This window comes from Lentzea sp. NBRC 102530 (genome assembly GCF_030269365.1).
In the GTDB taxonomy this organism is placed as follows: Bacteria; Actinomycetota; Actinomycetes; order Mycobacteriales; family Pseudonocardiaceae; genus Lentzea.
Genome location: NZ_BSTF01000009.1, coordinates 253,142 through 271,347, shown reverse-complemented (window position 1 = coordinate 271,347; position 18,206 = coordinate 253,142). Strand labels below are relative to the sequence as shown.

General features: G+C 70.4%; 17 protein-coding genes. 9 read left to right on the top strand and 8 right to left on the bottom strand.

What is annotated here, in order from left to right; genetic code table 11:
* Positions 1-280 precede the first annotated feature (280 nt).
* Positions 281-5,746 (top strand): ATP-binding protein, encoded by a 5,466-nt coding sequence (locus QSK25_RS25105; RefSeq protein WP_285641737.1) that lies wholly within the window; start codon positions 281-283, stop codon positions 5,744-5,746.
* 21 nt (positions 5,747-5,767) lie between these two features.
* Here the strand turns inward: QSK25_RS25105 and QSK25_RS25100 are convergent, their stop codons facing one another.
* Entirely contained in the window at positions 5,768-6,661 is an 894-nt protein-coding gene (locus QSK25_RS25100) for a 5'-nucleotidase (protein ID WP_285641736.1), read from the bottom strand.
* Positions 6,662-6,712: 51 nt separating this feature from the next.
* On the opposite strand from QSK25_RS25100, the gene QSK25_RS25095 reads away from it, so the two are divergent.
* The gene (locus tag QSK25_RS25095) at positions 6,713-7,027 is read left to right on the top strand and encodes a DMT family transporter (RefSeq protein ID WP_285641735.1); all 315 of its coding nucleotides are present in this window, start codon (positions 6,713-6,715) and stop codon (positions 7,025-7,027) included.
* Entirely contained in the window at positions 7,028-7,426 is a 399-nt protein-coding gene (locus tag QSK25_RS25090) for a DMT family transporter (protein WP_285641734.1), read from the top strand.
* Here the strand turns inward: QSK25_RS25090 and QSK25_RS25085 are convergent.
* The 3 genes from QSK25_RS25085 to QSK25_RS45440 form a co-directional block, all read right to left on the bottom strand.
* Positions 7,319-8,584 carry a glycosyl hydrolase family 18 protein gene (locus tag QSK25_RS25085; protein ID WP_285641733.1) on the bottom strand — a complete coding sequence of 422 codons (1,266 nt, stop codon included), beginning with the start codon at positions 8,582-8,584 and terminating at the stop codon, positions 7,319-7,321. The two genes, QSK25_RS25090 and QSK25_RS25085, sit on opposite strands and share 108 nt — an antisense overlap.
* Before the next feature lie 184 nt (positions 8,585-8,768).
* On the bottom strand, positions 8,769-9,506 hold the full coding sequence (locus QSK25_RS25080) for an SDR family NAD(P)-dependent oxidoreductase (RefSeq protein ID WP_285641731.1): 738 nt from the start codon (positions 9,504-9,506) through the stop codon (positions 8,769-8,771).
* Positions 9,507-9,513: 7 nt separating this feature from the next.
* Positions 9,514-11,529, bottom strand: a complete 2,016-nt coding sequence (locus QSK25_RS45440; protein ID WP_352236315.1) for a serine/threonine protein kinase — start codon at positions 11,527-11,529, stop codon at positions 9,514-9,516.
* Positions 11,530-11,622: 93 nt separating this feature from the next.
* On the opposite strand from QSK25_RS45440, the gene QSK25_RS25070 reads away from it, so the two are divergent.
* Complete coding sequence (locus QSK25_RS25070; protein ID WP_285641730.1) at positions 11,623-12,288, top strand: Clp protease N-terminal domain-containing protein; 666 nt, start codon at positions 11,623-11,625, stop codon at positions 12,286-12,288.
* Here the strand turns inward: QSK25_RS25070 and QSK25_RS25065 are convergent.
* Entirely contained in the window at positions 12,242-13,207 is a 966-nt protein-coding gene (locus QSK25_RS25065) for a helix-turn-helix transcriptional regulator (protein WP_285641729.1), read from the bottom strand. The two genes, QSK25_RS25070 and QSK25_RS25065, sit on opposite strands and share 47 nt — an antisense overlap.
* Before the next feature lie 102 nt (positions 13,208-13,309).
* Here QSK25_RS25065 and QSK25_RS25060 point away from each other — a divergent pair, with 102 nt between their 5' ends.
* A complete protein-coding gene (locus QSK25_RS25060; protein WP_285641728.1) occupies positions 13,310-13,720 on the top strand; it encodes a VOC family protein in 411 nt (136 codons plus the stop codon).
* A gap of 22 nt (positions 13,721-13,742) precedes the next feature.
* Here the strand turns inward: QSK25_RS25060 and QSK25_RS25055 are convergent, their stop codons facing one another.
* Complete coding sequence (locus tag QSK25_RS25055; protein ID WP_285641726.1) at positions 13,743-14,732, bottom strand: helix-turn-helix transcriptional regulator; 990 nt, start codon at positions 14,730-14,732, stop codon at positions 13,743-13,745.
* 88 nt (positions 14,733-14,820) lie between these two features.
* Here QSK25_RS25055 and QSK25_RS25050 point away from each other — a divergent pair, with 88 nt between their 5' ends.
* The 3 genes from QSK25_RS25050 to QSK25_RS25040 are packed head-to-tail and all read left to right on the top strand — an operon-like array spanning position 14,821 to position 16,025.
* Positions 14,821-15,210, top strand: a complete 390-nt coding sequence (locus QSK25_RS25050) for a cupin domain-containing protein (protein WP_285641723.1) — start codon at positions 14,821-14,823, stop codon at positions 15,208-15,210.
* The gene (locus QSK25_RS25045) at positions 15,207-15,596 is read left to right on the top strand and encodes a DUF1304 family protein (RefSeq protein ID WP_285641722.1); all 390 of its coding nucleotides are present in this window, start codon (positions 15,207-15,209) and stop codon (positions 15,594-15,596) included. Before QSK25_RS25050 ends, QSK25_RS25045 begins: the two co-directional genes overlap by 4 nt.
* 24 nt (positions 15,597-15,620) lie before the next feature.
* Entirely contained in the window at positions 15,621-16,025 is a 405-nt protein-coding gene (locus QSK25_RS25040) for a protein-tyrosine phosphatase family protein (protein WP_285641721.1), read from the top strand.
* Positions 16,026-16,035: 10 nt separating this feature from the next.
* On the opposite strand, the gene QSK25_RS25035 is transcribed toward QSK25_RS25040, so the two are convergent.
* Entirely contained in the window at positions 16,036-16,710 is a 675-nt protein-coding gene (locus QSK25_RS25035; protein WP_285641720.1) for an MOSC domain-containing protein, read from the bottom strand.
* A 10-nt stretch (positions 16,711-16,720) separates the two neighbouring features.
* Positions 16,721-17,110: a MerR family transcriptional regulator gene (locus tag QSK25_RS25030; protein ID WP_285641719.1), complete on the bottom strand. Its 390-nt coding sequence runs from the start codon at positions 17,108-17,110 to the stop codon at positions 16,721-16,723.
* A gap of 59 nt (positions 17,111-17,169) precedes the next feature.
* Between QSK25_RS25030 and QSK25_RS25025 the strand changes: the two genes are divergently transcribed.
* Entirely contained in the window at positions 17,170-18,204 is a 1,035-nt protein-coding gene (locus tag QSK25_RS25025) for an aldo/keto reductase (protein ID WP_285641892.1), read from the top strand.
* Positions 18,205-18,206 lie beyond the last annotated feature (2 nt).

Here is an 18,206-nt window from a genome sequence, read left to right as displayed (position 1 = left end):
CAGTCCTGATCTTGGGCCGTGCGGTCCCCTCCCGAAGCGGACACGGGGGAGGACCCGCCCGAACGCCCTCGTGAGCGCTCCGCCACCGCGCGTGGTGAGCTGTGCCACGGGGCTCAAGCGAGACTGTGCCGAAGACCTGGTGGCTTGTTGGTTCTATACAAACCACGCTGCTCAACTCGCTTCGATCTAGCGGTTTTCCTACCGGGTAGTAGACGAGAGTGTGTACACCGATTGGGCGGCGTTTGCCGCTGAGGTCGTATGTCCGCGAGGAGCCAAGTCGTTGTTCAGTCGTGTAGCGATCGTCAACCGCGGGGAAGCCGCAATGCGGCTGATCCACGCCGTCCGTGAGCTCGCCGCCGAGTCAGGGGAACGGATCGAGACCGTTGCCCTGTACACCGATGTCGACAAGTCGGCCCCCTTCGTGAGGGAAGCCGACCTCGCCTACAACCTCGGTCTGGCGGCGGATCGTCCGTACCTCAACCTGGAGGTGCTCGAGACCGCCCTCGTCGAGACGAAGGCCGACGCCGCGTGGGTCGGCTGGGGCTTCGTCGCCGAGATCCCCGAGTTCGCCGAACTCTGCGAGAAGGTCGGCGTCACGTTCGTCGGCCCGTCCGCCGAGGCCATGCGCAAACTCGGTGACAAGATCGGCTCCAAGCTGATCGCCGAGGAGGTCGGGGTCCCGGTCGCACCGTGGTCGCGCGGTGCCGTCGACAACCTCGAGCACGCCCTGAAGGTGGCCGAGGAGGTCACCTACCCGTTGATGCTCAAGGCGACCGCCGGTGGTGGCGGGCGCGGCATCCGGAAGATCACGTCTCCCGAGGAGATGGAGGAGAACTTCGAGCGCACCAGCCTGGAGGCCGCACGCGCGTTCGGCTCCGGCGTGATGTTCCTGGAGCGCCTCGTCACCGGCGCCCGGCACGTCGAGGTGCAGGTCATCGCCGACGGCCAGGGCACGGCGTGGGCGCTCGGCGTGCGCGACTGCTCGGTGCAGCGGCGCAACCAGAAGATCATCGAGGAGTCGGCCTCGTGCGTGCTGGAACAGCACCAGGTCGACGAGCTGAAGGCCTCGGCCGAACGGCTCGCGAACGCCGTGGGCTACCGCGGCGCGTGCACCGTCGAGTTCCTCTACCACCCCGGTGAGAAGCTCTTCGCGTTCCTCGAGGTCAACACCCGCCTGCAGGTCGAGCACCCGATCACCGAGATCACCACGAGCTTCGACCTGGTCAAGGCACAGCTGCACGTCGCCGGTGGCGGCAGGCTCGAGGGCGAGAAGCCCGTCGAGCTCGGCCACGCCGTCGAGGCGCGCCTGAACGCCGAGGACCCGGACCGCGACTTCGCGCCGTGCCCCGGCACGATCGTTCGTCTCGAACTGCCCGCAGGCCCCGGTATCCGCGTCGACACCGGTGTCGCCGAGGGCTCGCAGATCCCGGCCGACTTCGACTCGATGATCGCGAAGATCATCGCGTACGGCCGCGACCGCGACGAGGCGCTCGGCAAGCTGCGCCGCGCGATGGCCGAGACCACGGTCATCATCGAGGGCGGCACGACCAACAAGAGCTTCGTGCTCGACCTGCTCGACGAGCCCGCCGTGATCGACGGCAGCGCCGACACGTCGTGGATCGACCGCGTGCGTGCCGACGGCGGCCTGATCTCGCACCGCCACTCCGCGATCGCGCTGGCCGCGGCCGGCATCGAGGTCTACGAGGACGAGGAGCAGATCAACCGCTCCGAGCTGCTCGCCTCCGCTCGTGGCGGTCAGCCGCGCACGAACCACGAGGGCGCGGTCAAGCTCGAGTTCGTGCTGCGCGGCCAGCCCTACGTCGTGAACGTCGCCCGCGTCGGTGCCACGAGCTACCGCGTCGGCGTGTCCGCCGCGGACTCCGCGACCGTGCTGACCGCGGACGTCGACGTCGAGCGGTTCGACCACCACGTCGGCCAGATCACCGTCAACGGCAGCCGGTTCCGCGTCGTCACCGGCACGCACGGCCCCGTCCACCAGGTCGAGGTCGACGGCGTCACGCACCGCGTCACCCGCGACGAGGGCGGTGTCCTGCGCTCGCCGATGCCCGCGCTCGTCGTCGCCACGCCGCTCGCGGTCGGTGCCGAGGTCGAGGCCGGCGCACCCGTGCTGGTGCTCGAGGCGATGAAGATGGAGACGGTGCTGCGCGCGCCGTTCCGTGCTCGCCTGAAGGAACTCAACGTCGTCGTCGGCACCCAGGTCCCCGCCGGTGGAGCGCTGCTCAAGCTGGAGGAGATCGAGGACGAGGCCGGCGCCGCCGAGGTCGCGAAGCCCGAGTCCGCGGTCGAGCTGGAACTGCCCGCGCCGCGCACCGGGGTGCGGCCGGAGGAACTCGTCGCCGAGGGCGTCGACGACCTGCGCAACCTGCTGCTGGGCTTCGACACCACCGCGGGCGAGACCGAACGCGTCCTCAAGAACTACATGGACGCGCGGCAGGACCTGCCGGAGCGGCCGCTCGTGCAGGAGGCGAAGCTGCTCGGCATCTTCGCCGACCTGTGCGACCTCTCGCGCAACCGCCCGGCCGGTGAGGAGACCAAGCCGGAGAACCACATCCACTCTCCGCGCGAGCACTTCCACACCTACCTCAAGACGCTGGACGCGGACCGCGCGGCGCTGCCGGACGGCTTCCGGGCCCGCCTGCAGAACGTGATCGGCCACTACGGCATCACCGAGCTCGACCGCACGCCGGAGCTGGAGCAGGCCGTCTTCCGGATCTTCGTGGCGCTGCGCCGCGGTGTGTTCGACGCGGCCGTCGCGACGACCCTGCTGCGCCAGTGGGTGCAGGAGGCGCCGCCGGTCGAGGCCGAGCGGGTCCAGATCGGCCTGGTGCTGGAGCACATCATCGCCGCGACGCAGGTCCGCTACCCGGCGGTCGCCGACCTCGCCCGCAGCGTCGTGTTCACCTGGTTCGCGCAGCCGCTGGTGCGCCGCACCCGTGCCCGCGTGCACACCGAGGTCCGCAAGCACCTGATCTACCTCGACGGGCAGCCCGACGCCGCCGACCGCGAGGAGCGGATCGTGGCGATGGTGGCGTCGGCCGAACCGCTGGTGCGCCTGCTCGGTCAGCGCATCGGCAAGGCCGGCGCGGACAACACCCCGTTGCTGGAGGTGCTGGCCCGCCGCTACTACACCAAGAAGGCGCTGGAGAACCCCCGCGTCGAAGGCGCGTTCTTCATCGCGGAGAACGCGCCGGAGCAGACCCGCCTGATCTCGACCGCGGTGGAGTTCGCGTCGCTGACCGAGGCCGTCGGCGAGGTCGTCAAGCACGGCAGCGGCAGCGCCGTCGTCGCGGACCTCTACGTCAAGTGGACCGGCGGACCGTCCGACCAGGACGAGATGGCGGCCGCCCTGGGGTCGGTGCTGGCGGCGCACCAGCTGCCGCCGACGATCACCCGCGTCACCACCACGGTGGCGGGCCGGCTCGGCGAGTCGATGCACCACCACTTCACGTTCCGCCCGTCTTCCAACGGGTTCGCGGAGGAGAGGCTGGTGCGCGGGCTCCACCCGCGCATCGCCGAACGCATGCAGCTCGAACGGCTGCGCGAGTTCGACCTCACGCGCCTCAAGTCCGTGGACGAGGACGTGTACCTGTTCCGCGCCGTGGCCAAGGCGAACAAGTCCGACGAGCGCCTCGTCGCGCTGGGTCAGGTCCGCGACCTGACGCCGTTGCGCGACGACGAGGGCCGCATCGTCGCCCTGCCCGCCGCCGAGGACGTGCTGGCGACCTGCCTGGACGGCATCCGCCGGGCCCGGGCGCAGTCCGGTGGGCGCACGCGTCTCGCCACGAACCGCGTGGTGCTCTACGCGTGGCCGCCGACCGAGCTCGGGTCGAAGGACCTGGACGCGATCGGCCAGCGCGTGCTGCCGACGACCGCCGGACTCGACCTGGAAGAGGTCCTGTTCCTGGCGCGCCGCCGCGACCCGGTGACCGGTGAGCTCTCCGACATCGGTGTGCGGATCGCCAACGACGCGGGCGCCGGCGTGCGCTTCTCGTTCGTGCAGCCGCCGACCGAGCCGATCCAGCCGCTCGACGACTACCGGCAGAACGTGCTGCGCGCGCAGTCCCGCGGCACGATCTACCCGTACGAGCTGGTCGACATGCTCGTCGGCGACGGCGGGTCCTTCGTGGAGCACGACCTCGTCGACGGCGCCCTGGTGCCGGTCGACCGCCCGCGTGGTGGCAACAAGGCGGGCATCGTCGTCGGTGTGGTGACCACGCCGACCCCGGCGTACCCCGAGGGCATGAAGCGCGTGGTGCTGCTGGGCGACCCGACGAAGTCACTGGGCGCGCTGGCCGAGCCCGAGTGCTCGCGGGTGATCCACGCGATCGACCTGGCCGAGTCGTTGTCCGTGCCGCTGGAGTGGTTCTCGCTCTCGTCCGGCGCGAAGATCTCGATGAGCTCCGGTGTCGAGAACATGGACTGGGTGGCCGCCGCTCTCAAGCGGATCGTCGAGTTCACGCAGGACGGTGGCGAGATCAACGTCGTCGTCAACGGCATCAACGTCGGCGCCCAGCCGTACTGGAACGCCGAGGCCACGATGCTCATGCACACCAAGGGCATCCTGGTCATGACCCCGGACTCGGCGATGGTGCTGACCGGCAAGCAGGCCCTGGACTTCTCCGGCGGTGTCTCGGCGGAGGACAACTACGGCATCGGCGGCTACGACCGCGTCATGGGCCCGAACGGCCAGGCGCAGTACTGGGCCCCGAACCTGCGGTCGGCGTTCGACGTCCTGCTGGCCCACTACGAGCACAGCTACATCGCTCCCGGGGAGGCCGGCCCGCGCCGGGTGTCCACTTCGGACCCGTCGTCGCGCGACGTGTCGTCGTTCCCGCACGTGGTCGGCGACAGCCCGTTCACCACGGTCGGCGAGATCTTCTCGCTGGAGTCGAACCCGGACCGCAAGAAGCCGTTCGACATCCGCACCGTGATGCGCGCGTTGTCCGACCAGGACCACGAGGTGCTGGAGCGCTGGGCGGGCATGGCGGACGCCGACACGGCCGTCGTCCAGGACGTGCACCTCGGCGGCATCCCCGTGACGCTGCTGGGCGTCGAGTCGCGCGGCGTCGCCCGCACCGGCTTCCCGCCCACCGACGGCCCGGACACCTACACCGCCGGCACGTTGTTCCCGAAGTCGTCGAAGAAGGCGGCCCGCGCCATCAACGCGGCCTCCGGCAACCGGCCTCTCGTGGTGCTGGCGAACCTGTCCGGCTTCGACGGCTCCCCGGAGTCGATGCGCGAACTGCAGCTCGAGTACGGCGCCGAGATCGGCCGCGCGATCGTCAACTTCCGCGGCCCGATCGTCTTCACCGTGATCTCGCGCTACCACGGCGGCGCGTTCGTGGTCTTCTCGAAGGCCCTGAACCCGTCCATGACCGTGCTCGCGGTCGAGGGCTCCTTCGCCTCGGTCATCGGCGGCGCCCCCGCCGCGGCCGTGGTGTTCGCCCGCGAGGTCGACGGCCGCACGGCCAACGACCCGCGCGTGAAGAAGCTGGAGTCCGCGGTCTCCGAGGCCTCCGGTGCCGAACGCGCGGCCCTGACCGCCGAGCTCGCCTCGACGCGTCAGTCCGTGCGGACCGAGAAGCTGAACGAGATGGCCGCCGAGTTCGACCGCGTGCACAGCGTGCAGCGCGCGGTGGAGGTGGGCGCGGTCGACGCGATCATCTCGGCCGCCGAGCTGCGTCCCGCGATCATCAAGGCGATCGAGGACGGTCTCGCGAAGTAGTTCTGCTGGGACAGAGCCCGGTCACCCCTCGGTGGCCGGGCTCTTCTCGTTGATCGCGCCGAACGGCACGTGCACGCACGGCACCGTCCGCGTCAGATGCCCGCGCTGGTCGTCGAAGAAGATGTGCGGCTTCAGCACGTCCAGGATCGGCGCCTTCTTCAAGCCTCCCAAGAAGAAGGCGTCGTTCACCGTCAGCCCCCACGCCTTGAGGCTGTTGATCGCCCGCTCGTGCGCCGGAGCCGACCGCGCGGTCACCACCGACACGCGCACGCGGTCCTCGGCCACCCGCTGGATCCTGTTCACGCCCGCGAGGAAGTTCCGCAACGGCCCCGGGTCCAGCGGCGTGACGAGGTTCGACGCCTCGTGCTGCTGGAACTCGTCGAGCCCGCCCGCCTGGTAGATGCGTTCGGACGCGTCGTCGGCCAGCACGCCGTCGAAGTCGAACGCGATCCGCAGCGCCGGATCGTCGTCGTCCTGGAACGACGACGTGAGCACCTGGCCGGCGGGCATCCCGGCGAGGGTGGCCCTGCGGACGTCGTTCTCGTTGGCGGACAGGAAGAGCGACATGTTCAGCGCCGGCATGAACTCGTGCGGCGCGCGGCCCTCGGTGAAGATCGCCCTGCTGATCCTCAGGCCGTGGTGGGCGGCCGACCGCAGGATCCGCAGGCCGGTGTCGGGGGAGTTGCGCGACAGCACGATCACCTCGACCAGCGGCGCCAGCTCGTTCAGGCCGAGCAGGCGGCGCAGGAACGGGAACGCGACGCCGGGCGCGAACGGGTCGGCCAGGTGCGCTTCCTGATGGGCCCGGTAGGCCTCTTTGCCCTCGGACGCGAACACGGCGTCGGACTCGGTGAGGTCGAACAAGGCGCTGGACGCGACGCCTACGACCAGCAGGTCTTCCAGGCTGGGAGCCACGTCACGGGATCGTAGCGGCCGGTGGCCGGTTTTTCTGGTACGGTCGTACCAATGTACTGGGTGGTGCTGATCGCCTCCGGGGTGCTGGAGGCCGTGTGGGCGACGGCTTTGGCCGCGTCGAAAGGTTTCCGCCGGCCTTGGCCGGTGGTGGTGTTCGCCGTGTCCATGACGTTGAGCGTCGTCGGACTCGCGTGGGCGATGCGGGGGATCCCGGTCGGCACGGCGTACGCGGTGTGGGTCGGCGTGGGAGCCGTGCTCACGGTGCTCGTCGCGGTGCTGCGCCGCGAGGAGGAGCTCGACGTCAAGCGCGCACTCGTGTTGACGGCCCTGGTCGGCTGCGTCGTGGGCCTGAAGGTGGTGAGCTAGGTGTACTGGGCCGTGTTGCTGGGAAGCGCGGTGCTCGAAGCGGTGTGGGCGACGGCTCTGTCCAAAGAGGCCTATGTGCTCTTCGTGGTCGCCATGGTGCTGAGCATGATCGGGCTGTCCTACGGCATGAAACGCATTCCCATCGGGACCGCCTACGCGGTGTGGGTCGGCATCGGTGCCGCGCTGACGGTGACGTGGGCGATGATCACCGGTGAGGAGGTGGTCTCCGCGTGGAAGATCGTGTTCCTCACCGGGATCATCGCCTGCGTCATCGGCCTGAAGTTCCTGAGATCAGGCGTTGATGGTCCAGCGCTGGTTGGCGCTGGCGAAGCAGTCCCAGACCTGGAGCCGGGTGCCGTCGGCGGAGCTGTTGCCGGTGGCGTCGAGACAACGTCCTGACGCCGCGTTGCGCAGCTGGCCGTTGGACTCCAGCGTCCAGTTCTGGTTGCCGGAACCCGTGCAGTCCCACAGCTGCGTCACGGCGCCGTTGGCGGTGCCGGACGCGTCGAGGCACTTGCCCAAGGCGCGCAACGTGTTGCCGTTGCGGGTCCACTGCTGCGCGTTGGTGCCGTTGCACGTGTAGAGCTGCACGGCGGTGCCGTTGGCGGAACTCGCCGCCGCCACGTCGACGCACTTGCCGCCGAAGCCGGTGATGGTGCCACCGGTGGGCGGGTTCTGGGTACCGCCGCCGGCGGTCTCCCAGATGGCGTTGAGCAGGCTGGTGCTCCCGGTCGTGTCCTGGGAGAGCTCCCAGTTCATGATGCCGCCCGCATTCGCCAGCGCCCACTGCGTCTTGCGGCGGATCGTCGGCAGGCCGTTGTAGGAGTTGCCGTTGTAGGTGTCGCGGTTGGCGTTGGCCGGGTCCGCCGCGACGATGTCGCGGTAGGAGATGTAGGTCGGCCGGCTGTAGAACGGAACGCCCAGAACGGCCTTGCTCGCGGGAAGCCCGCGGCCCTTCCAGAAGTTCACCGAGTTGATCGACCAGTCGTAGTTCGCGTGGGGGCTGCCACCGTCGTAGGCCATGATGTTCAGCCAGTCGACGATGCCGAAGACCTCGGGCTGGACGCCGTTGGCCGTGCCGCCCTCGCTGACGACCGCGGCGGTGAGGAGCTTGCCGCGGTTGTGCAGCTCGGTGCCGAGCTGCCGCATCATCGTCGTGTAGTTCGTCGCCGACGTGCCGGGGTCCGGGTACTCCCAGTCCATGTCGACGCCGTCGAGGTTGTACTGGTTGACGAGGTTGATGAGGCTGTTCACGAACGTCGTCCGCGCGCCGGCGTTGCCGGCCAGCTGCTCGAACGCCGAGTCGTTGCCGTTGTTCCAGCCACCGATCGCGATCGAGACCTTCACGCCGGCGGCGTGACCGCGGCTCACGAGCGTCTGCAGCTTCCCGGGGTCCGGCACGCCCTGGAGCGTGCCGTTGCCGTTCGGCAGCACGAACGAGTAGTTGATGTGCGTCAGCTTGTTGTACGGAAGCGTGTTCACATCGCCGGACCACGACGGCATGTAGCCGACGCTCTTGAACCCGGCCGGGTAGGCGGCCTGCGCGGCAGGCGCCATGACTGTCAGTGTCGCCGCGGCGGCGGCCAGCGCGAGGCCGGCGGCACCGAGGCGTGAGCGGAATGAACGCATTGCAGGGGAGGCCTTCCACTTCGTCGAGCGCCCACCGCGACGTTAGTGGTCTAGACCGGTTGCTGGAAGATCAACAAGCGACCGGAACTCGTTCCGGTCGGCGGTTTCCCCGTCAGCGCAGGTGAGAGGCCCCGTTCACATCCATGATCGTGCCGCTGGCCCAGGTCGCCTTCTCCGAAGCCAGCCACGCCACGGCCGACGCGACCTCTTCGGGCTCCGCCACGCGCCCGAACGGGCTCTGCGCGCGGATGGCGTCCCCCGCCGGTCCCGCCATGAGTTCGGTGACCATCTCGGTGTTGACGAACCCCGGGGCCACGCCCGCGACCGCGATCCCCTGCGGTGCCAACGACTGCGCGAGCGACTGCGTCATCGCGTGCAGCCCCGCCTTCGCCGCCCCGTACGCGGGGGCGTCGGGCTCACCCCGGTAGGCACCCCGCGACCCCACGTTGATGATCCTCGCCCCCGGCCCCATGTGCCGCACGGCGTGCCAGGCGAGGTCGGCCGGCCCGTACAGGTTGAGCTCGATGGTGCGCCGCCACGCCTCCTGCCACTCCTCGAAGCTCGTCGTCGAGATGGGGTGGAAGAAGTACAGGCCCGCGTTGTTCACGAGGACGTCGAGACCGCCGAGCTTCTCGACGGTCTCGTTCACGACCTGCTCGGCCTGGTTCGCGCCGAGGTCGCCCTGCACGGTGACGTGCCCGTCGCCCTGCAGGCTCTCGCTGACCCGCTGCGCCTCGTCGGCCCCGGAACGGTAGTGGACGGCGACCCGGTGGCCGCTGTCCGCGAGTGCGTGGGCGATCGCGGCGCCGATGCCGCGGGATGCTCCGGTGACGAGTGCGCGTCGGGTCATGCCACGATCATGCCTGACTGTCGATCAACCACTTGCCGTTCTGCTGCACGAACGTGAACGTCGACGTCTCCGTCTGGTCGACGACCCCGTTCCTCAGGTACGTGAGCGTCACGGTGATGCCGTTGTCGCCCTGCGGCACGGGGTTCGAGACCTGCACGCCGGAGTACTGGCCCCACCACTGCCGGTACGACTCGTAGGGCCCCGCCTTGGACGCCTTGAACCGGTCCGTCAGCAGCGAGTAGCCCTCCTGCAGGTTGCCGGGGATGAGCGCGTAGTAGGCGGTGATCGCCTCCTGCGCGTTCTTCGGGCCGGCGGGGGCCTGTGGCTGGCTCGGGGCGTTGGCGGGCGGCTGCGTCTCGCCGGTCGCCGGGGGCTGCGTCTGGCTGCTGCCCGGCTGCTGGGGCTGGGACTGCTCGGTCGTTTGCCCGGTGGTCTGGCCCGTGGTGGTGGAGCCGGTCTGGCCGTCGCTCGCCGGCGGCTGGGCGTTGTTGTCACTGCCGCCCTTGGGCCACAACAGGAACGAGCCGACGCCGACCGCGATCACCAGCAGCACGATGAGGATGGGGACGAGCGGGAACTTGCGCCGCTCCTCCTCCTGGCCCGGGGGACCGGGTGGGGTGCTGACCGGGGTCACGGGCGAGGCGACGGCGGTCGGTGCCGCCGCGGCGACCTTCGTGGCGGCGGCGGCCTTCGCGGACTCCGCGGCTGCCCGCTCGGCTGCCGCCTTGTCGGCCGCAATCTTGTCCGCGGCTGCCTTGTCGGCCGCAATCTTGTCCGCGGCTGCCTTGTCCGCGGCGGCTTTCTCGGCGGCCGCCTTGTCGGTGGCGGCCTTGACCGCCGCTGCCTGCTCCGCCGCCGCGTTCTCCGCGGCCGCGTTCTCCGCTGCCGGTCCGGCGGACTGCGCGGCGTCGTCCGGAGCGACTCCCGCATCCGCCCCCTGCTCGGCACCCTTCGCGGCCCCAGCCGCTCCGGCCGCCGCGTCCGGCGTGTCTGCGGCGCTCGCCGCCGTGTCCGTCGCACCGGCCGCCGGTGCCGTTCCCGGCCCCGGCGTGCTGACCAACCCGGCAGCCTCGGCCGACGCGGCACCCGCGACCAGACCCGCCGCCGCGGCCGCCGACTCCTGCTTGGCCTTCTCCTCCGGCTGGGCCTCGACCGGCAGCTGCACGGTCGCCGGGATGATCACCGTCGCCTCGGACACCTGCGGCGTCTCGTTGACCACGGCCGCCAGCAGGTGCACCGCCTCCTGCATGGTCGGCCGGCGCGCGGGGTCCGTGGCGAGCAGGCGGAACAGCACCGGGGACAGCAGGGGGCCCGCGTTGGCGGGCGGCATGATCGAGCCACCGGCGACGCGGTGCAGCATCGCGAGGTGGTTGTCGGCGGTGCCGAAGGGCGGGCCGCCCTCGACGGCGTTGTAGAGCGTGGCGCCGAGCGAGAACACGTCGGAGGGCAGGCCCGCGTCCTCGCCGCGGGCCACCTCGGGGGAGAAGAAGGCGGGGGTGCCGACGGTGCCGGTCGCGGTGGCCGTGGAGTCACCGGTGGCGCGGGAGATGCCGAAGTCGGTGATCTTGACTTCCTGGTCGCCGATCAGCACGTTGCCGGGCTTCACGTCGCGGTGCTGGATGCCGTGGCGGTGCGCGGCCGCCAGTGCGGCGGCGGTGTAGCAGCCGATGCGGGCCACCTCGCGCGGCGGCAGCGTGCCCTGCTCGGTGATCACGGCGGCGAGGCTGCGGGAGGGGAGGTACTCCATGATCAGCCAGGGCCTGCCGTCCTCCTCCACGACGTCGTAGACGCGGATGGCGTTCGGGTGTTCCAGGCGGGCGGCGAGGCGGGCCTCGCGCATGGCTCTGGCCTTCGCGCGATCCACTCTGGCGTCGTCGAGACCGTCCAGCCCGAGCAGTTCCTTGGCGGCGACGACGCGGTGGAGCTGCTCGTCGTAGGCCTGCCAGACGACTCCCATCGCGCCTTGGCCGACCTTCTGCTTCAACTGGTAGCGGCTCCCGATGAGCCTGCTGCTCTCCTCCACGGTTGTGCACCCGTCCCCTCTGATCACTCACAAGTGTGACGGTTGTGGCGTTGGGCGTTGACTGTAACCCTATATGGGGGTAGGGATGGGGTTATGCCTAAAATCAACGTGTACCTCCCTGACGAGCTGGCGGAGTCCGTGAAGGACATGAACATCCCCGTCTCGGCGATCTGCCAGCGCGCCCTCGAAGGCTCCGTGAAGCGGATCACCGCGATCAGGGGGCTCACGGTCGCCGATCTCAGACGGGAGAAGTTCCCGCAGTTCACCGAACGAGCCTGGAAAGCGCTCCAGACAGCCGGCGAACTCGCCCAAGGCGTCAAGATCGGCACCACGCACCTCCTGGCGGGCATCGTCCGGGAGGAGGGGAACCTGGCGCTCGACGTGCTCCGCGCGATCGACATCGACCCGGACGGCCTCGCCACTTTCATTCCCGTGGACCTCGGCCGGAAAACCGGCATCGACGACGACGCGGCCGCCGCGCTGGAACTCGCGGTCACCGAGTCGATCGCGCTCGGCCACAACTACCTGGGCTGCGAGCACCTGCTGCTGGGCATCCTCGCCGAACCGAACGGCGCCGGCGGCCGGGAACTGCGCGACCAGGGCGCCGATCTCAAGGGCGCGCGCCGGGCCGTCCAGGCGGCTCTCGCGGGCATCGTCCACCTGCAGAGGCAGCACAAGGCAGGCCAGGACTCGGCCGAGGTGCTGAAGATGATCATGGCTCGGCTGACGCGGCTGGAGCAGCAGGCGGGTATCGCCTGACGAGCTCGGCGCCGATGCGCGCCAGGTGCTCCTGGACGTCCGGCGACTCGACCACGATCGTCCCGCCCCACCCGGCGACGTTGCGGGCGATGTCGAGCGCCGTCGGTGCCGTCAGCTCGACCGACGTCTGCTCGCCCAGGTCCTCGACGACGGTGCAGTGGCGGCCGTGCATGTGCTGGAAGACCTCCAGGAACCTCGTCGGCACGAGCAGGGACGCCACCGTCTCCGACCGCTTGCCCTCGACGGCGGTGACGATCTCGTCCCACGCCCCGGCCAGGGTGAAGTCCGCCGGCCGGCTGGACGGGGTGCCGGTGGGGGTCATGCCCAGAATCCGATCGAGCCGGAACGTCCGCCGGCCGTCCGGGGTGCCGGCGACGAGGTACCAGGTGCCGTCCTTGTCGACGAGCCCCCACGGGTCGACCTCGCGCCCCTCCGGTTCCTGGCCCCGTTTCCGGTAGGTCAACCGCACCCGCACCTGGTCGACGACGGCGCGCTGCAGTCCCCTGACCAGTGCGGGCCGGTCCTGGACGTCCTCGCCCCACGCGGCGGTGTCGACGAGCGTCGAGTCGGCGGCGGCCTCGGCCTCCGCCCGGAACGTCCGCGGCAGCGCGCGGACCAGCTTGCGCAGCGCCGACTTGATCTCCGGCGCCACCGTCGCCGCGGGTCCCGCGACCAGGAACAACGCCTGCGCCTCCGCCGAGGTCAGCCCGCTCAGATCCGTGCGGGCACCACCGACGAGCGACCAGCCCCCACCTCGCCCCGGTTGGGGGTACACGGGTACCCCCGCCGCCGACAGGGCCTCCAGGTCACGCCGGGCGGTCGCGGTGGAGACCTCGAGCTCCGCGGCGAGTTCGGCGGCGGTCACCCGGCCCCTCGCCTGCATCAGCAACAGGGTGGCCACCAGACGGTCTGCGCGCATGTCTCCAGGTTGCCAGGAAAAGTGCTCACCAGATGAGCACTTTGCGGCCGAAGCTGGACCCACACCGCCCGAAAAACCCTGGAGGAAGCAATGTTGCGAGGCATGTCGACCGTGTCCTACTTCGCCGACGACGTGGCCGAAGCACGTGACTGGTACGCGGCGTTCCTCGGCGTCGACGCCTACTTCGCGCGGAGCACCCCGGACGGAGTGCTCGCCTACGTCGAGTTCCGGCTGGGCGACTTCCAGGCGGAGCTCGGCATCGTGCAGCGCCGCTTCGAGGTGACGCCGTCCGACGGCCCGGCGGGCCAGATCCTCTACTGGGCCGTGGACGACCTGGACGCGACGCTCGCCCGGCTGCTGGAGCTGGGCGCGAAGCCGCACGACGAACCGCGTGTGCGTGGTGAGGGCTTCGTGACGGCGTCGGTCGTCGACCCGTTCGGCAACATCCTGGGCGTCATGACGAACGTCCACTACCTCTCGGTCGTGGCCGAGCACGACCGGGCGGTCCGCTGAACGCGCGGGCGGGGCACGCCGGTCAGGACAGCCTGGCGGCGAGCTCCGCCCGGCTGTGCACCCCGAACTTGGCGAAGAGCGACTTGAGGTGGTCCTGCACGGTGTAGGGCGAGATGCCCAGCCCGGCCGCGATCTCGGCCGTCGGCCGCCCGGCCAGCACACCGCGGCAGACGTCCTCCTCCCTGCTGGTCACACCGTGCGCCTTGACCAGCAGGCCGAGCAGGTCGGCGCCGGTCGCCCTGCTGATCGTCACGGCGGTCTCGCCGTCGCCGTCGTCGCTCACGAGAGCACTCGCCTCCAGCAGGATCCAGCCGCCGTGCGCGTCGCGGACGCGCGCCCGGAACGTGCCGGACCGCGCTCCGGCCGCCGCCGCCCGCAGCATCACCGCGAACCGGCCGGGTGCGACGTCCTCCAGTTCGTCGCGCCACCGCGCGGCGGACGCGGTCGAGGCCCGCACGGTGCCGTCCCTGGCGACCACGACGATGGCGGGGTCGCCGGTGCCGCGCGTGGAGACGCGGGCCGCCACCCTGGTGGCGGCACCCAGCGCGGGGGCCACCGACGCCAGGAACTCCAGTTCGCGGTCGCTGAACTCACCGGCGCGGACCATGCCCGCCGCGCCCCAGCAGGTGCCGTCGGCGCGGAACAACGCCCGCAGCTCGTGACTGAGGCCGAGCGGCCGCCAGACCTCGTTCAACCGCGCCGACCCCTGGTCCTCGAGCCGCGCCACGGTGTCGCCGCGCCGGGCGAGCGACGCGAACGTGTGCGGTTCTCCCGGCGTGTACTCGCAGGCCGCCAGGACCGGTTCGTACTGCTGGGGGATGCGGTTGGCGCCACTGGTCATCGTGCTGATCACGGTGGTGTCCGGGTCCATCGACGCCCAGCAGGTGAGCTCGCACGGGACCATCCGGTCCACCAGTGCGATGGCCGCCTCGTGCAGCTGGGCGACGTCGAGCCCCGCGCTCGCCAGTGCCGTGACGTCGCGTCGCACGCCGAGCGCCCGACCCTCCCACATGGTCGGCAGTATGCGCCCGCCCGCGGCGGTCCGGGATCCCAGTTTTCCGGGATGTGGCGCGCGGGCGGGCCTGCGCAGGCTGGTGCGCATGTTGACGACCGCAGGCGAGGGCGCGGTGCTGACCGTGCCCGACGCGACCATCACCGTCCGGATCTCCGGGAAGGACACCGGAGGCGCCTACGAGGTGTTCGAGGTGGACGCGCCTCGTGGCGAGGCCGCACCACCGCACCGCACACCGTGGCCCAAGGCCTACTACGTGCTGCACGGACGCATGGCGGTGTTCCTCGACGGAGAGCTGTTCGACCTCTCACCGGGCGACGCCATCACCATCGCGCCCAACGCGTCCCACACGTTCACCGTGCACACGCCGTCGGTGCAGTTCCTGGCGTTCGCGGTGGGGGAGGTCATGGGTGCGTTCTTCGCGGACCTCTCCTCGAACGGCCTGGAGTCGCTGGCCCGGCACGGGGTGACGCGGTGAGCGTCGTCGCCCAGGTCGCCGTCGTGGTGGCGGCCCTGGTGCACGTCGTCGTGTGGATCTGCGAGGCGTTCCTGATCGGGCGCGTCCACCAGTCGATGTTCGGGCAACCGGCGCAGGACGTCCCGGCGATCCGGCTGTGGGCGTTCGGGGTCGGGTTCTACAACCTGTTCCTGGCCTGCGGCCTGGTCGCCGGGCTGGTGGCGTTGCACACCGGTCAGGAACTGGTCGGGCGTACGCTGATCTTCTACATCTCGTGGTTCATGCTCGCCGGCAGCGTCGTGCTGGCCGTGGCCGACCAGCTGGCGTTGAGCCGCAAGCGCAACTCGGCGTGGGGAGGCGTTGCGGCGGAAGGGATTCCGCCGCTGGTCGTGCTCCTGTTCGCCTAGCGATGACATGGGGGAACGTTTTTCGTGAAGACCATCGAACTACCGGACGGCGCCGTGGTCACCGGGCGCGGCCTGCGCGACGGCAGGATCGTGGAGCCGCACCCCCAGTACGGGGTGTACCTCCAGCCGAAGCCCGTGGACGTGCCGTGGCCGCACGACTGGATCGACTGGCCGGATTTCCGCCTTCCGCGTGATCACGAGGCCGCGATCGCGCTGATCCGCTCGCTGCACGCCCGCGCGTTGTCCGGCGAACGGGTCGAGGTGGCGTGCAGCGGCGGCGTCGGCAGGACCGGCACGGTGATCTCGTGCCTGGCCGTGCTGGCGGGCGTCCCGGCGGCCGACGCGGTGGCGTGGACGCGCGCCAACTACCACAAGCGCGCGGTCGAGACGCCGTGGCAGAAGCGCTGGGTGCGGAACTTCCCGGCCTAGGCCTGAGGATCTAGGCCTGGGGGTCGAGTTCGACCACGGACCGCTTGTGCACCAGCTCGACGACCTCCGGCGGCAGCGAGTCGCCGGCGGCGAGCAGCCGGGGCAGCAGGGCGGCCTCCGTGGTCACCGCGCGGAAGAACAGCGCGACCGTGACGTCGTGGTCGGGCCGGTGCACGACGGTGATCTCGTCGCCCGGCCCGATCAGGCCCTCCTCGAGGACGCGGAAGTACGCGCCCGGCCGCACCTGCTGGGTGAACCGCTTGACCCAGCCGCGCTGACCGAGGAACTCCGCGAACGTCCGGCACGGGATGCGCGGCCCGGTGACCTCCAGCAACGCCGTGCCGATCCGCCAGTGCTCGCCGACCACGGCGTTCGTGTGGTCGATGCCCTGCGTGGTGAGGTTCTCGCCGAACTGGCCGGCGTGCAGCTCGGCGCCGAGCTCGGACTGCCACCAGTCGAGGTCTTCGCGCGCGTAGGCGTACACCGCCTGGTACTCGCCGCCGTGCACGGTCCAGTCGCCGATCGAGTCGCCCGCGACCCCGCTGCCCTCCTCACCCCGCGGTTGGACGGGGCTGACCAGCAACGGCCCGTCCACGGGGCGTTTGTCGATGCCGGTGACGCCGGCGCGGGCGTAGTCGACCGGCATCGTCTTCTGGGCGACGTTCAACGAGAGCACGACGGGCATGCTCCCGAGGCTATTGGCCGACGGCCCTGGTCGCGATCGAATTGACGTAGTCCTGGTACTTGCCCACCTTGTAGGTGATGAGGTCCAGGCATTCCTGCAGTTGCACCATCTGCTGCTGGACGCGTTCCTGGTGCTCCTTGAGGATGTCGAGGCGCTGCAACTCGTTGCCGTCGCCCTGGCGCACCAGCTCGGTGTAGCGGCGGATCTCCGGCACGGGCATCCCGGACATCCGCAGCATGATGCACATGCGCAGCCAGTCGACGTCCTGCTGCTGGTAGACGCGGCGACCGCCCGGTCCTCTGTGGACCTGGTGCGCGAGGATGCCTTCCTTCTCGTAGAAGCGCAGCGCGTGCACGCTCAGCCCGGTGCGTTCCGCGACCTGTCCGATGCTCAACCCCATGCCCGCGAGCATAGGCTTGACCTAGAGTCGGCTCTACTTCATAGGTTCGCCGCATGAACATGCGCTATCGCGTTCTCGGGGGAACCGGCATCGAGGTCAGTCACCACTGCCTCGGCGCCATGATGTTCGGCTCCGTCGCCAACGCCGACCACGAGGAGGGCGTGCGGATCATCCACCGCGCGCTCGACGCGGGCATCAACTTCGTCGACACCGCCGACATGTACTCGGCGGGCGACTCCGAGGTGATCGTCGGCAAGGCGCTGAAGGACCGGCGCGACGACGTCGTGCTGGCCACCAAGTTCCACTTCCCGCTGGGGGAGGGCCTCAACCGCAGCGGCAACTCGCGCCGGTACGTCGTGCGGGCGGTCGAGGCCAGCCTGAAGCGGCTCGGCACCGACTGGATCGACCTCTACCAGGTGCACCGGCCGGACTCGAGGACCGACGTCGAGGAGACGTTGTCCGCGCTCACGGACCTGGTGCGGGAAGGCAAGATCCGGGCGTTCGGCTGCTCGACGTTCGGGGCCGAGGAGCTCGTCGAGGCGCACCACGTGGCGCTGAACCGCGGGCTGATGCGGTTCCGCACCGAGCAGCCGCCGTACTCGTTGCTGGCGCGGGGGATCGAACGGGCCGTGCTGCCGACCGCGCAACGGCTCGGTATGGGGGTGCTGGTGTGGAGCCCGCTCGCGGGCGGGTTCCTGACGGGCAAGCACCGCAAGGGGGCGTCACCGGAGGCGTTCCGGGCGTCGCTCAACCCCGAGCGGTTCGACGAGTCGTTGCAGCGCAACGCGGCCAAGTTCGAGGCGGTGGAGCAGTTCGCGAAGCTCGCCGACGAGATGGGCGTGTCGTTGCCGGCGCTCGCGATCGCGTTCGTGACGACGCACCCCGGTGTCACGTCGGCGATCACCGGGCCGCGCACGATGGAGCAGCTGGAGTCGTTGCTGGAGGGCGCGTCGCTGGTGCTGACCGACGACGTGCTGGACCGGATCGACGAGATCGTGCCGCCGGGCGTGGACACCTACGACCCCAACGGGTTCTGGAAGCCCGCGCCGCTGACGGAGGTCCACCAGCGGCGCAGGCCGCTCAATCAGCGCTGAGC

Coding starts and splice junctions, on each gene's coding strand:
- QSK25_RS25085 (WP_285641733.1), bottom strand. CDS start 8,584: ATGGCGCCTGCCGCGCAGGCCGCCTACCCGGCCGGGTTCAAGAGCGTC.
- QSK25_RS25050 (WP_285641723.1), top strand. CDS start 14,821: ATGTTGACGACCGCAGGCGAGGGCGCGGTGCTGACCGTGCCCGACGCG.
- QSK25_RS25025 (WP_285641892.1), top strand. CDS start 17,170: ATGCGCTATCGCGTTCTCGGGGGAACCGGCATCGAGGTCAGTCACCAC.
- QSK25_RS25095 (WP_285641735.1), top strand. CDS start 6,713: ATGTACTGGGTGGTGCTGATCGCCTCCGGGGTGCTGGAGGCCGTGTGG.
- QSK25_RS25030 (WP_285641719.1), bottom strand. CDS start 17,110: ATGGGGTTGAGCATCGGACAGGTCGCGGAACGCACCGGGCTGAGCGTG.
- QSK25_RS25065 (WP_285641729.1), bottom strand. CDS start 13,207: ATGCGCGCAGACCGTCTGGTGGCCACCCTGTTGCTGATGCAGGCGAGG.
- QSK25_RS25070 (WP_285641730.1), top strand. CDS start 11,623: ATGCCTAAAATCAACGTGTACCTCCCTGACGAGCTGGCGGAGTCCGTG.
- QSK25_RS25055 (WP_285641726.1), bottom strand. CDS start 14,732: ATGTGGGAGGGTCGGGCGCTCGGCGTGCGACGCGACGTCACGGCACTG.
- QSK25_RS25080 (WP_285641731.1), bottom strand. CDS start 9,506: ATGACCCGACGCGCACTCGTCACCGGAGCATCCCGCGGCATCGGCGCC.
- QSK25_RS25060 (WP_285641728.1), top strand. CDS start 13,310: ATGTCGACCGTGTCCTACTTCGCCGACGACGTGGCCGAAGCACGTGAC.
- QSK25_RS25035 (WP_285641720.1), bottom strand. CDS start 16,710: ATGCCCGTCGTGCTCTCGTTGAACGTCGCCCAGAAGACGATGCCGGTC.